This is a genomic window from Pseudoalteromonas sp. NZS127_1, from assembly GCF_015864295.1.
In the GTDB taxonomy this organism is placed as follows: Bacteria; Pseudomonadota; Gammaproteobacteria; order Enterobacterales; family Alteromonadaceae; genus Pseudoalteromonas; species Pseudoalteromonas arctica.
On record NZ_JADYXO010000010.1, the window covers coordinates 19,303 to 33,952 of the forward strand.

8 protein-coding genes are annotated in these 14,650 nt (G+C 37.4%); 4 read left to right on the forward strand and 4 right to left on the reverse strand.

From position 1 onward, the window contains the following. Positions 1–4 precede the first annotated feature (4 nt). Positions 5–3,052 (reverse strand): FAD-binding and (Fe-S)-binding domain-containing protein, encoded by a 3,048-nt coding sequence (locus I6F50_RS10765; protein WP_197176219.1) that lies wholly within the window; start codon positions 3,050–3,052, stop codon positions 5–7. A gap of 691 nt (positions 3,053–3,743) precedes the next feature. Continuing rightward, positions 3,744–6,119, reverse strand: a complete 2,376-nt coding sequence (gene ppsA / locus I6F50_RS10770) for a phosphoenolpyruvate synthase (RefSeq protein WP_165727947.1) — start codon at positions 6,117–6,119, stop codon at positions 3,744–3,746. A 157-nt stretch (positions 6,120–6,276) separates the two neighbouring features. Between ppsA and I6F50_RS10775 the strand changes: the two genes are divergently transcribed. After that, positions 6,277–7,086: a pyruvate, water dikinase regulatory protein gene (locus I6F50_RS10775; protein ID WP_197176221.1), complete on the forward strand. Its 810-nt coding sequence runs from the start codon at positions 6,277–6,279 to the stop codon at positions 7,084–7,086. 63 nt (positions 7,087–7,149) lie between these two features. On the opposite strand, the gene I6F50_RS10780 is transcribed toward I6F50_RS10775, so the two are convergent. Further along, the gene (locus I6F50_RS10780; RefSeq protein ID WP_008167282.1) at positions 7,150–8,499 is read right to left on the reverse strand and encodes a class II 3-deoxy-7-phosphoheptulonate synthase; all 1,350 of its coding nucleotides are present in this window, start codon (positions 8,497–8,499) and stop codon (positions 7,150–7,152) included. 994 nt (positions 8,500–9,493) lie between these two features. Here I6F50_RS10780 and I6F50_RS10785 point away from each other — a divergent pair. Further along, a complete protein-coding gene (locus I6F50_RS10785; protein ID WP_197139431.1) occupies positions 9,494–10,369 on the forward strand; it encodes a DNA replication terminus site-binding protein in 876 nt (291 codons plus the stop codon). A 69-nt stretch (positions 10,370–10,438) separates the two neighbouring features. Here the strand turns inward: I6F50_RS10785 and I6F50_RS10790 are convergent, their stop codons facing one another. Next, positions 10,439–11,653 (reverse strand): hypothetical protein, encoded by a 1,215-nt coding sequence (locus I6F50_RS10790; RefSeq protein ID WP_024591590.1) that lies wholly within the window; start codon positions 11,651–11,653, stop codon positions 10,439–10,441. A gap of 773 nt (positions 11,654–12,426) precedes the next feature. Here I6F50_RS10790 and I6F50_RS10795 point away from each other — a divergent pair. Both I6F50_RS10795 and I6F50_RS10800 read left to right on the forward strand, forming a co-directional pair. Next, a complete protein-coding gene (locus I6F50_RS10795; RefSeq protein WP_007583176.1) occupies positions 12,427–13,665 on the forward strand; it encodes an AAA family ATPase in 1,239 nt (412 codons plus the stop codon). A 15-nt stretch (positions 13,666–13,680) separates the two neighbouring features. After that, positions 13,681–14,643, forward strand: coding sequence for a transcriptional regulator (locus I6F50_RS10800; RefSeq protein ID WP_165727943.1), 963 nt, complete (start codon positions 13,681–13,683; stop codon positions 14,641–14,643). Positions 14,644–14,650 lie beyond the last annotated feature (7 nt).

The following is a 14,650-nucleotide window of genomic DNA, read 5'->3' on the forward strand; positions in this document are numbered from 1 at the left end:
AAAGTTATTTAAGAACCTGTGCTAGTAATTCAATTGGGTGTTTTGGTTTAAATTGTTCAAAACGTTTAACTTGGCTACGACAAGAAAATCCCGTAGATAAAAGTTGCTCAGGTTTATTTTTATCTACAATTGGTTTCCAGCTCATTTCGTAAAGCGCACGTGAGTTATCTTGATTTTGTGCTTCGTGGCCATAAGTTCCCGCCATTCCACAACAACCTGTATTTGTTGTTTTTAATGTTAAACCAATATCATTGAAAATTGTTTGCCATACATTTGCTGCTTTTGGCAGCGCAGTTGTTTCAGTACAATGACTCAGTAATGTAAATTCGGTATCTGTATTTTGTTTTGCGCTTAGTGATTTAAACGATTGTGTTTCGAGCCATTCATGGGCAAGTTGCACATTAAATTCACCACGGTTATTTTCTAAAATTGTATTATATTCATCGCGGTAACACATAACGAGTGACGCATCTAAACCGACTAACGGTGCATTAATATCATTTAATTTATTTAAAAACTCGGCTGCATTTTTAGCTGTAACTTTAAATTCATGCAAAAAACCTTTTACGTGTTGCGGTTTACCATTTGGTTTAAAAGGTAATAGCATTGGTTTTTTGCCAAGTTGGATTATTAAAGTAATAAAACTTTCTACTAATTCGGCTTCGTAAAAGCTCGTAAATGGGTCTTGTACTATTAATACATATTCACTTTGTTGCTCTGCATTTAATTTATTTAATAAGTCAAAATCGAATTTTTGTATTTTAGTAACACGCTTTGAAAGTGCAGGAATACTTAACTGTGGTGTATCAACATAGCCAACCGTTTTTTTAATAACATTACTAACTAATGATGTTTTAACAATTGGATTTATAACTTTAGCGAACTTTGCCATTAATGGCGCGCTATTTTCTATGTTACCAACAAGGTAATCTTTTAGCGGGCGTGCATAATAACTATGATAATAATTTAAAAAGCGCGAACGAAAAGTGGGTACATCTACTTTAATTGGGCATGCAGTTGTACATGCCTTACATGCTAAACATTCATCCATTGACGCTTTTACTTCGTGAGAAAAGTCGTAAATACCTTTTCGTTTTTCGCGGCTATGAACAAAACGTTCCCACCAGGTAATGACTTCACCTTTGTTAAGTTGCTTTTCTACTTCGAGCAAATCTACATTTTTTGACTCTTGTAGACGAAGCCATTCGCGCATTAAACTTGCGCGTCCTTTTGGTGAATTACGGCGATCGCCAGTTACTTTATACGATGGACACATAGGTGAATTTTCATCGTAATTAAAGCATATGCCATTACCATTACAGGTCATTGCATTGTTAAAACTGGTTTTAACTTCTATTGATATTTGCTTATCGAAGTGCGATCTCTTTTGTCCATCTACACTAACTAGTGAGTCTTCACTATCGATAGGAGTACATATTTTACCGGGGTTAATGCGATTATTAGGATCGAAAGCTGTTTTTATTTTTCGAAGTTGCGTATATAAATGCTCACCAAAAAACTCAGGGCTATATTCACTACGGTAACCTTTACCGTGTTCGCCCCACATTAAACCGCCGTACTTAGCGGTTAGTTTTACTACCTGATCTGAAATAGTTCTAAGTAGTTTTTCTTGTTCTGGGTCGCACATATCAAGTGCTGGGCGTACGTGTAAAACGCCCGCATCAACATGGCCAAACATACCATACTGTAAATTATGACTGTCGAGTAATGCTCTAAATTCGACAATATAATCTGCTAAATTTTCAGGCGGTACAGCGGTGTCTTCTGCAAAGGCGAGAGGTTTTTGGCTGCCTTTTACATTACCTAATAAACCCACTGACTTTTTACGCATTGCGTAAATTTTTAGTATATCGCTTTTATCACTGGTTAACTGATAACCAATAACGCCATTAGTTTGATTTTTTACGCATTCATCTAGAAGCTTACAAAGCGTGTCTACTTTGTCTTTTATATCATCGTTTGATACTGCATTAAACTCGACCATGTTAAGGCCTTGCATATCTTTATTTGGTACGTCGGTTATTAAGTCCGATACTAAATTCCAAATGATATCTTCACGCGCTAAGTTTAAAACTTTGCTATCAACGGTTTCTACCGATGTTGCACGTGCATCGACTAAAAATGGTGAATGACGAAGTGCTGAGTCAAAACTATCATACTTAATATTAATAAGCGTTTTGAATTCGGCAATAGGCGTTAGGTTTAATTTTGCTTCAGTTACTATACCTAATGAGCCTTCTGAACCCGTTATTAGTCGGCTCATGTCAAAGGTAAGTAAGTCATCACTTAGTACATGCTCTAGGTCGTAGCCGGTTAAAAAACGATTTAACCGTGGAAACTTAGCTAAAATAGCAGCGCGTTCATTAACTGATATATCTAAAACTGTTTTATATAAACTACCAATTAGTGAGTCTTGATTCGCTATAATTTGTGCTTTGTCGATGTCTATTGGGGAGGTGCACATAGGTGTGCCATCAACTAAATAAGTTGTTAGCCCTAAAACATGATCGCTCGTTTTACCGTAAACTAACGAGCCTTGCCCCGATGCGTCAGTACTTATCATGCCACCAATAGTTGCCCTGTTACTGGTAGATAAATCGGGTGAGAAGAAAAAGCCATAAGGTTTTAAAAAGTCATTAAGTTGATCTTTTATTACGCCGGTTTGAACGCGTACCCAGCCTTCTTCTACATTTATTTCGAGGATTTCGCGCATATAGCGAGACAAATCTACAACAATACCAGGTGTTAACGATTGTCCGTTTGTGCCTGTTCCACCGCCACGAGGACCAAAAGTTAATGATAAAAACGGGTCGCGAGATGCTGTTTGCAATGCGAGCTGAATATCTTTTTCACTTTTTGGAAAAATAACACCTTGCGGTATTTGCTGATACACACTGTTATCGGTTGAAGCGGTAATACGCGTTGCATAACTTGCGTCGGTATCTCCGGTAAAACCTTGGTTTGCAATGGTATTTAGGTAGTTTGCGACAAGTTCTGTCGCGGCATCTTGCTGTGTAATTGTTGCTATCATGACGGCGATATTTTAGGGCATTTGACTAATTATATCATGGTGATGGCGAATAGAAATTGAAGATTTTACAGTTTGTAACACTCTTTTAGTCGATTTTAATGCAGCTTAAATTATACTCATGCTAACAAGTAATGAGGTGTGTTATATGAAAAAATTACTATTACAGATCAGTGGCGTGTTATTTATTTTGCTAGGATTATTTTTTGCGATTGTAGCTAGGGCGTGTTGACCTTTGGTTGTTGAATTTGCAGCAGTATGTTTGGTTTTTAGGCAAGGCAGAGCCTATGTAGTGTGGTTGCTCCCCATAAATAGGCGATAACGCAGCATAAATACCAAACATGCGCTGCCCAATGGGTTCTTTCTAGGGACGATTAACTCTTTGTTGCTCGGTTTTTACTTAGCCCACTAGGTTACAAACCTCGCGCCGCGATTAAATCGCCCCTAGATTGAACAAATTTCAATCCACAAAGATCAACACGCCCTTAGCCTTCACTTATATTTTTTATGGCGGGTTTATTGTGTTTTTCGTTTTACTACCCTAAAGCGCGACATTACTTATCATTTTGTCAAAAGGCGTTAACTAAATCATGTGCTTATTTAGATAAAAAATTAGCCCGTTAATTTACTTTTAATTGAGTATAAAAAAATGCCAGCAATTTATTGCTGGCATTTTTTATAGCTTACCTATTTATTACTTTGCTAATTTTTTAGCTAGGTATAACCATGTTTCTATTACTGTATCTGGGTTTAATGAAACAGAGTCAATACCCTGCTCTACTAACCATGCTGCAAAGTCTTCGTGATCTGAAGGACCTTGACCACAAATACCTACGTACTTTCCTTTTGCTTTAGCTGTTTTAATTGCCATAGAAAGTAGCTTTTTAATTGCAGGGTCACGCTCATCAAATAAATGTGCGATTAAACCAGAATCACGATCAAGACCAAGCGTTAACTGTGTTAAATCGTTAGAGCCGATAGAAAAACCATCAAACATTTCTAAAAATTCATCTGCAAGTAATGCATTTGAAGGTAGCTCACACATCATGATTACTTTAAGACCATTTTCGCCACGTTTAAGGCCATGCTCTTCTAGTAGTTCAATTACGCGTTTGCCTTCTTCAAGGGTACGTACGAATGGGATCATGATTTCAATATTCGCCATATCCATGTCGTTTCTTACACGTTTTATTGCTTCACACTCTAGTGCAAAACAATCGCGGAAGTCTTCAGAGATATAACGTGCGGCACCACGAAAACCAATCATTGGGTTTTCTTCTTCTGGCTCGTATTGCTGGCCACCAACTAGGTTTGCGTATTCGTTTGATTTAAAATCAGACATACGAACAATTACACGCTCTGGTGCAAATGCACACCCTAGAGTAGAAATACCTTCAACCAGTTTTGTTATGTAAAATTCTACTGGTGATTCGTAACCGGCAATCATGTCAGTAATTTCTGCTTTTAATGCATCTGTTTGAGCATCAAAATTTAATAACGCTTTAGGATGAACGCCAATCATACGGTTGATAATAAATTCAACTCGCGCAAGGCCAACACCTGCATGCGGTAAGCGTGCAAAGTCAAATGCACGATCGGGGTTACCCACGTTCATCATAACTTTCATTGGAAGTTCTGGCATTTTATCAACGCGTGACGTTAGTATTTCAAAATCTAAAATACCTTCGTAAATAAAGCCGGTATCGCCTTCGGCGCACGATACAGTGACTTCTTGTCCCGCTTTAATTAAATCAGTTGCGTTACCACACCCTACAACTGCTGGAATACCAAGTTCGCGTGCAATTATTGCCGCGTGACACGTACGTCCACCACGATTTGTAACAATCGCTGCAGCACGTTTCATGATTGGTTCCCAATCAGGGTCGGTCATATCGGTTACTAAAATGTCGCCTACTTGTACCTGATCCATTTCTTTAATTGAATCAAGAACACGAACAACACCGCTACCAATTTTATGACCAATTGCACGGCCTTCAACAACAACGTTGCTTGTACCATTTAATTGAAAGCGTTCCATTACGTTAGAGTCTTCGTTTGAGCGAACAGTTTCTGGACGTGCTTGAACTATATATAGTTTGCCGTCGTTACCGTCTTTTGCCCATTCGATGTCCATAGGACGACCGTAATGTTTTTCGATGATTACAGCTTGCTTGGCAAGTTCTTGCACTTCTTCATCTGTAATCGAAAATTTATTTGAAAGCTCAGGGGCAACATCAACGATGTCTACTTGCTTACCGTGTGCTTTATCTTCTGAGTAAATCATTTGAATGGCTTTAGAACCAATGTTACGACGTACTACTGAAGGTTTATTTTTAAGGAGTGTTGGTTTATGAACATAAAACTCATCAGGGTTAACTGCGCCCTGTACAACCATTTCACCTAAGCCGTAGCTTGATGTAATAAATACAACGTCTTCAAAACCAGACTCTGTATCAATGCTAAACATTACGCCAGATGCTGACTTATCTGAACGTACCATGCGCTGAATACCCGCTGATAGGGCCACACCACGGTGATCGTAACCTTGGTGAACTCGATATGAGATTGCACGGTCGTTAAATAATGAAGCAAATACGTGTTTAATAGCGACCATGACTGAATCGATACCAACAACGTTAAGGAAAGTTTCTTGTTGCCCTGCGAATGATGCATCTGGCATATCTTCAGCGGTAGCTGATGAACGTACTGCGAATGATACATCTGCTGCAGTATCGCCATGGAGTTGGCTATATGCGTCGCGAATGGCTTGATCTAGGTTTGGTTGGAATGGTGTGTCGATTATCCATTGGCGGATGTCGGCACCGACTTTAGCGAGTGTATTTACATCATCAACATCGAGTGTATCTAGAATGTTGTGAATTTTTGCTGTGAGTCCTGATTGATCTAAAAACTCATTAAAAGCATCTGCGGTAGTTGCGAAACCACCCGGTACTTGTACACCAGCGTTTGCTAGGTTTGAAATCATTTCACCAAGTGAAGCGTTTTTACCGCCAACTCGAGGAACATCTTGCATACCAAGCTCTTGATACCAGAGAACGTATTCTTGCACGGATCTTTCTCCAAAAAAAACAAATTGTAGGTCTAACTGTGAGAGTTAAGAAAGAAAACCTTTTATAAAGGTCATCATCATTCTACACTGGCAATAGTCCTCACGTAAACCGTGAGAAACCCATTTTAGGGATTTAAACGCAATAAAAAGGTTAATTATGAGAACTGCTTTTTATATATCAGATGGAACCGCTATTACTTCAGAGGTATTTGGGCATGCGACTTTGTCGTTGTTTCCTATCGATTTTAATCATAAAACAATTCCATTTGTAGAAACTGAAGAGAAAGCGCACGAAATTAAAGTATTAATTAATGCAACCGCTGCAAAAACAGGCGAAAAGCCATTTGTTTTTTTTACTTTTGTTAACCACAATTTAAGTGAAATTATAAAATCGGCTGATGCAGTCACGTATGACTTTTTAACTACATATAGCGAAAAAATAGAAAAAGAACTCAATGTAGCCCCAGTTCCTAAAATGCATCGTACGCATTCTATCCACGAAAAAAGTTATGATTTTAGAATTGATGCGGTTAACTATGCACTTATGAATGATGATGGCGGAAATATTAAAAACTTTTCTGAAGCAGACATCATTTTAATTGGTGTTAGCAGAAGTGGTAAAACACCCACAAGCTTATACTTAGCACTGCAGTACGGCATCAAAGCGGCTAACTACCCTATTACAGAAGAAGATTTAGATAATGAAGGTTTGCCTAAATGTTTAGTCCCTTACAAACATAAGTTATTTGGACTGACGATTGACCCTGAGAGACTTGCGGCTATTAGGCATCGACGTATGGCGAACTCTAAGTATGCTTCAATTAAACAGTGTCGTATTGAGGTTCGCGAAGTGGAAATGTTGTATAAGCGTCATAAAATTGCTTACTTTAATTCTACGCATCATTCTGTTGAAGAAATATCTGCAAAAATATTGATAGAAACAGACTTGGAGCGACGTAAGTACTAACTTACTAATAAAATTAAAAACAAAAAAACCGCAACTAAGCGGTTTTTTTAGTATCAATAAATATTATTTACGTGCGTCTTTTAGTAAATCAGCTACTAAAAAGCCTAACTCTAATACTTGGTCGGCATTAAGGCGTGGATCACACTGCGTTTTGTAACGCTGTGCTAGGTCATCGTCAGATAAACCGTAAGCACCGCCAGTACACTCTGTAACGTGCTGGCCTGTCATTTCTAGGTGAACACCACCTGCGTATGAACCTTCAGCTTTGTGTACAGCGAAGAATTGACTAATCTCGCGCATAATATTGTCGAAGTTACGTGTTTTGTAACCTGATGTCGCTTTTTCAGTGTTACCGTGCATTGGATCTGAGCTCCAAATTACTTTACGGCCTTCTTGTTGAACTCTTCTTACTAGTGCTGGAAGTTTTTCAGGAAGTATATCTGCACCCATACGCGTAATTAGCGTTAAACGACCAGGAATGTTATCTGGGTTTAATGCATCAATTAAACGAATTAGGTCATCTGGGTCCATACCTGGGCCAACTTTAACACCAATTGGGTTTTTAATGCCTTTAAAAAATTCAATATGTGCATGGTCTAGTTGACGAGTACGTTCACCAATCCAAACAAAGTGAGCAGAACAATCGTACCAATCACCAGATAAGTGGTCGCGACGAGTAAGCGCCTCTTCGTAACCAAGTAGTAACGCTTCGTGAGAAGTGTATAAATCGGTTTCTTTTAAGCTTGGCGCAATTGTAGAGTTAATTCCGCACACTTCCATAAACTCTAGTGCGTCTTGAATTTTATCAGCAAGTTGTTGGTATTTTTCTTTAAGTGGATTTGCAGCAACAAAGCCCATGTTCCAACGATTTACCTGGTGAAGATCGGCAAGGCCACCTTGTGCAAAAGCACGTAATAAGTTTAACGTAGCGGCACTATGATGGTATGCAGTCATTAAGCGTTGTGGATCGGGTATACGTGCTTCTTCTGTAAACTCGATATTATTAATAATGTCGCCACGGTAAGATGGTAAAGACACGCCATTAATTGTTTCTAAGTCTGCTGAACGAGGTTTAGCGTATTGACCAGCCATGCGCGCTATTTTAACTACAGGGCATTTACCGCCGTAAGTTAATACAACAGCCATCTGTAAGATTGTTTTGAATGTATCGCGAATGTTAGCGGCATTAAAATCGCTAAATGATTCTGCACAGTCACCACCTTGAAGTAAAAAAGCTCGACCTTCGCACACATCTTCAAGCTGTTTGAATAGGCTTCTTGTTTCTTCAGCAAAAACTAAAGGCGGTGCCGTTTTTAATTGGCTTTCTACTGATTTAAGTATTTCTTGATCCGGGTACTGTGGCTGCTGCAGTATTGGCAGCTCTCTCCAGCTATTTGGGTTCCACGATTGCATAATTTTTCCTCATTCCTACATTACCTGATAAGAAGAAATTAACGTATGCAGGCCCCTATGTTCAAGGACTAAATTCACTATTTTCCAATTATTTAGTTATGAGTTAAGTATAAAAGTAATCTTACTTAACCTAGGTGGTTATATAACATACACTTTAGTTTTATTTCGAAGAAACTAAAGTGTTTAAATACATGCGTTTAGAGCTAACTATTTACAATTTTAACGCATTGAGAATAAATAGTACATAAGGGTATGTTATACGTAATTTAGCTAGGAACACATCATACTTAAATGGCAACTTCTGTAATCTTAACTTTACGCGGATAATTAATTAATAGCTATCAAGTGCTATGTACAGACCTTAATGTATGATATGAGCATTTGCAGTAATCATTTATCTGCGCTTTAAATCCTAGACGCATAGTCTTGTATAGCACTCGTATGCAGGACTATATTCATAAGTGCCACAACTTAAAGGTGTGGTAGGCCATTAAGTTTTCTCTTCAAAGTGATAGTGCTAATTTACAATTCATCATGATTAAAGCCCCTACTGCTTGAAGTATCCTTAAAGAGGAACTGATATCAAAAAGCATTTGTAGTCATTGTAACCTTTAGGCTGATCACCGTACTGCCAACACGGTGTAATATGAGTCAGTAATTATAAATACTAAGACTGTTAGATAAATATATGAAAATTATATAACTCCGCTTAACTCATTTTTCTAAACTTAGTTTTATCACCTACTACGTAGATAATCTAGTACTTGGCGTATTAGCCTTTTTATATACGATAAAGTAAATACTCCAATGTCATATAAATTAGTAAGGAGTTTCAATCTTTCTTAGTATATATATTCTCACTATAAAGAACACATCATACTTATTTTAATTATAATGTAAGTATAATCACCGAGTGCTGTTAATTATTAATTTAAACAAAGCAAAATGCATGTAATAATATAAGACTAGTAAGATGTGTTCTTTGAGGTGTGTAATGGTAACTAAAGTACAAATTAGAAGTCAGTTTGATTTAATGAACGAATTAACTTTGAGGTTGATTGAAGAACTAAAAGAGTGTGAATTCTCCAAAGCGGAATATTATCAATTACCAGATGTAAGTAGTTTCGATGAGAGTAAAGTTCCAGAATCTATACTTGTTTCTAAAATCACTGGAGTACCTGCTCAAAAATCAATCCTAAACTCTTTTTCAGACATGTATAAAAAATCAGGATTAAGCAGTCGTGTTTTAAAAAGGCACCCTGGTTTGCTCGTTATTAAAAATGCAGATAAACAAGCTTTAAATAATCGTATAGCTCAAGTAAATAAAGCTAAAGCTACGTTTAAAGAATGTATTTTAGCTATTGATAGCAACGATGCTCGATTTGAAGCAGTTCACAATGCTATACCAAATTTAATAACGCTTGCTGCGTATCGTAAAATTCATAGTGAAAGCGAATCGCCATTTTCGGTTAGGTTTACTTGGATGCACAAACACGCAACTAAAACGCTGACTAAAAAAATGGCTCTCGAAATGCTCGACAAATCGGCCAGTTATCGAAATCCAAGAATGATAGATCAACAAAAATGGCAATCACTTGTAGCTCAAGAACAATTACGGGTTGCTAGTTTAGGCGAAAAGGAAAAACTTAGAATTCGCCGCCCTACTCGAGTGAGTCCACAGGTAAATGTGAGATATACGGCGCAAAATCGCTATCATGTGAGTGCTGCATTACCCTTTATTCTGATTAATCCAGAACCAGACGTAAAATTAGGTATATTACCTGATTATCAAAAACCCGAAACTCACCCTCGTAAGCGCGAGTATGATTTTTTGGTTGATAGGTTATATTTAGAACAGGTTGAGCGGTAGTCATTATGTTAAAAAGGCCACATAGTGTGGCCTTTTTAGTTATGCGTACAGTATTTAAAATAACGGTTATTATTTTTCTACTATTTCTTCAATTTTATCTTCATCAATCAGCACGGCATTTTCAACAATGCGTTTACCGCCTTGGATTTCAATGCGTTTATTGTGTTTGTTCAATGTAAGTATTTCATCGCAAAACTGATCAGACGGGTGCATTTCGTATGTGTAATCGATAATGTTACCGGTTTTGTCATCTTTAACGTTTGTAATGCTGTATTCTGATATTGCACCTTTTTCAATCAAATCTTTCATTGTGGTGGTCATATCACGACGAAGTGCTTTTAATTTATTTTCGGTAATATCATCAGTTGAATAAATAGATCCGTATTTTTCCATAATAGAAAGTAATCTAAAATGGTACGTTTTACCTGGTGCTGCATAACGCCAAAGGTGATACAAACGAAGCATCATCCAACGCGATAATCCACGTTTTAATTCTTGTGCGCTATTAAAGTAATACCCTTTGTATTCAAGGTTATCAATCATGTTATGAACAAATGCATTTAAACAGGCGACGCATTTTACATTGCCACCCTGACCTTTTTTGCCACTAAAATGCAGTGACGATAAAAAGTTCATGTTTGACTCGTAAAACGAATCATCTATATCAGAATTTTTAGTATCTGTTGCCGAATATTTAAATGAAAGTTTAGAACCTTGCAATGCTTCAAGTGACTCTTTTATTGCAGGATATGGCATTGACTGCCCTACCGCTTTGAGCTCTTGTGCTAATTCGTTCATAGAAAAAACAACCGCGTATTGAATACCGGATTTAAAATTAATTTTAACTATTTTGCCTTTAGAAGCTAAACGAATAAGTGCTCGCTCTACTTTTTCTTCTCTATCTGATGGCCAAACAAGGTATTCAACATCTTCGCCATCTTTGCGTGTACTTACAACAGCTGGCGTTATTTTTATTTCGCCATCGTACAAAATACCATCTACTTTTTCAGATATTTTACGCGTAATAATTGTTTTTTTAGGCGCTTCTTCAAGTGGCAATTTTTTATAGCCCGAGCGAACAAAGCGTCCCCACAAATCATAGTGATTAAACGTGTTTGAATATGCACGTAATCCATGTGCTGCATTTTCAATAGAAATTCGCACGTCTTTGTTGTCTGTAAATAGTGCTAAACTTTCGTTATCTATTGCACTTTCCACCCCGTGGATTTGGCCCCTAAGTGTATCGGGCAAGTTATCTACCGAGATGTTGACCTTTCGGCTCATTGTTCTTATTTCCATTTTTATTGCGACAGCTAATAACAACACATTAAGCAACAAAAGTTAAATGTTTAAGTTAGTATAAAAGTGATCTGACTTTAAATAAAACGTTTGGATCACTATTATACTAAGTGATGTACATTACTTACGATTTCAGATCATATTTATACTAACTGGACTATCACAAATCTAATTTTTACTAACTCAGCTGTTATTTTGTCCATTACAATGGCTTAATTTTAAAATTAAGCACGACAAATACACCAAAAAATATATTCCCCTGTGGATAAAGCCTTATCGAGTTAGAATAGATCTGATCTGTACCAAGTACAGATCAGATCTATACTAATTAAAAGCGTATTTTTATGTTGCGACTAGTGTATAACTTTATAATTTACTTAGTAAAAAACTGATCTGCAGGGCTCTTTTTGTTCATAACTTCATGCGTAACCTGTGTATAACTCTATATTTAAAATAGACCTTAGTAAAAAGCTGATCCGCAGGTAGATAAAGATCTGATCTTAACCAAGTATAAACCTGATCTGCTTTTTTAAACATTATTCATATAAATCATAATGTTATGTGCTAATTTTACACCCTTAACCTTTATTACCTTATATATTTAACCACCTTTAAACTTCTTTATTTATACTAAGCAATATTAAAGGTGTAAAAATATTTTTAGATGTCTTGTTTTTAAAATGCATGTCGTCTTAAATAGTTGTTTACAGCTATTTGAATGGACATTATACTAACTGCCTAACTTTGAGGAAGAAAGTATGTCTATCAACAATAACGCATTAAGTACCTATCGGCTTTTGAAAGCCACAGCTGAAGTTGCTGAAAAATCATTAGAAGGACGTATTCAGCACTACCGTGCCCATCTTAAATCAGAAGAAAAAGAATTAAGAACGTATACACAAAAAGCAGCTGCTGATTTATTAGGTTGTAATAATCGTACTTTAAAAAGACGTCATGATAATGGTGACTTCGATGATTTAAACATAAAACGCGGTGCTAACGGTCACTATGCTTACACATTAGTAAATATTTTTGCTATGGCCGATATTATGGACATTAAACCAGATCATCGTACTGGTGATGACAAACTGCAAGTTATTGTAATTAATTCTCTCAAAGGCGGCTGCGGTAAAACTACCAGTATGGTTAATATAGCGGCAGCGCTTGCAACTACAAATATTAAACGTTATCGCATTGGTATTATAGATTTAGACCCACAAGGCTCTTCTTCAAGCTTTTTTCCTTCAAGTGAGCACGACCCGATTACTGTTGGTGATTTAATGCGTGATTGCATAGATTTAGACGAGGGTGAAACATGGCCTGAATTTGTGTCTAACTCATTTTTACCAACGCATATCCCAAATATTCGTGTATTACCATCGGGTATGGATGACTTTTACTTTGAGCACGAAACGGCAACATTGCTCAAAGATACCTCAAATTATGAGCAAACTCGCCATTACCACAAGTTACTTGAGAAAGTAATTGATCCCGTTAAAGACGAGTTTGATATTATCTTAATTGACACAGCACCTACCCTTAACTTCATGTTTTATAATGCATTAATGGCCTCTACGGCGATGCTTATTCCTGTTCATCCGGAAGCTGTAGATTTTGATGCTAATAACAAATATTTAAAACGACTAGGTGAGATTTACCATACAGTTGCAGCACTTGGCCATGAGGGCTGGGACTTTATGCAATTTTTAGTGACCAACTATGTGAAAGGTAATCACTCACAGCGCGATATCGTCAAAGATGTTCGTAGTGCATTTGGTCGCCAAGTAATGAGCTACCCAATCAATCACAGCTCCGCGATTACCGCTAGTTCATCGTCTTTCAACACTATTTTTGATCAAAAAGCATCAGACAGCTTAGCAAGTCGTGAGTCATTAATGCGCGCTCAAGAAAATATTAAAGATGTGGTCGATGAGCTAGAAATGCTTATTCGTTCAAATTGGCAGTCAACTCAATCAACACTCAATACCCCTAAGTAAGGATGTTAAATAAAAATGGCTAAAAAACGTAAAAATGACACCCGCTTAGATCCATTTGCAACTGCTGTAGGCAGCAGTAGTCTTGATGCATTACTAGAACAAGCCAATGCTGGCGATGTAATTAGAATGCCTGCACCGAGTGACCCCGCTCGTCAAATTACGCTTGTTTGTAAAGTGATCGCACATGCTGATATTGAATCTACCACTGGTGTATATGGCAAAAATCGTCGTGTACAGGCACTTCTAAACGAAAAGTCAGTATCAGACATTCTTCCTGCAATTCGTGAGGATGGTCGAAATCAACATCCTGCCCTACTTTGGGATCAAGGTGACAAAAGTTTAGTTCTGGCAGGTTCACGTCGTCGTATGGCCTGTATTTTAGGTAACGCAGATTATTTAGTACTTAGTTCAAGCGATTTTACTGATCAAGATGCAAAAATTTTAGCGGTATCTTCAGATCAATACATTGCTCCTAGTTTATGGGAGCTTGGCCAAGCATACCAACAAACTAAAAATGAGCTTATTGAGCAAGGTAAAAAAGGATCTTACAGAGAGATTGCCGCGGTAGAAGGTGTATCGCATACTGCAATTGCAGATGCAATTAAAGCTTATGAGCAAATTCCTGCTGATGTCATTGCGCTTTACCCTACTGCTAATCACGTAGGTCGCGAAGTCGCTAAAAAGCTTGTTAGCGCAAAGGAGCGAGACGAAGAGGCGTTTAATCAACTTGTTAGTGCCCTTGCTAGTGATGAAGAGTTAAATGCGATTACAAGCGACGACAAGCGTGCAATGGCGATCACTAGATGCCTAACTTCAGAGCCACAAGTAGCTGTTAAGCGCGAAGCTGTACTAGAAAATAACTTCATATCGGTACAACGCAATTTAAAAAGCGGTGATGTCTCTATCAAAATTGATAATAAAGTAATGACAGACAAGCGCTTAGAGCAATTAACTAAGTTATTAAGTGCCTTTAATTAGTTAGTTA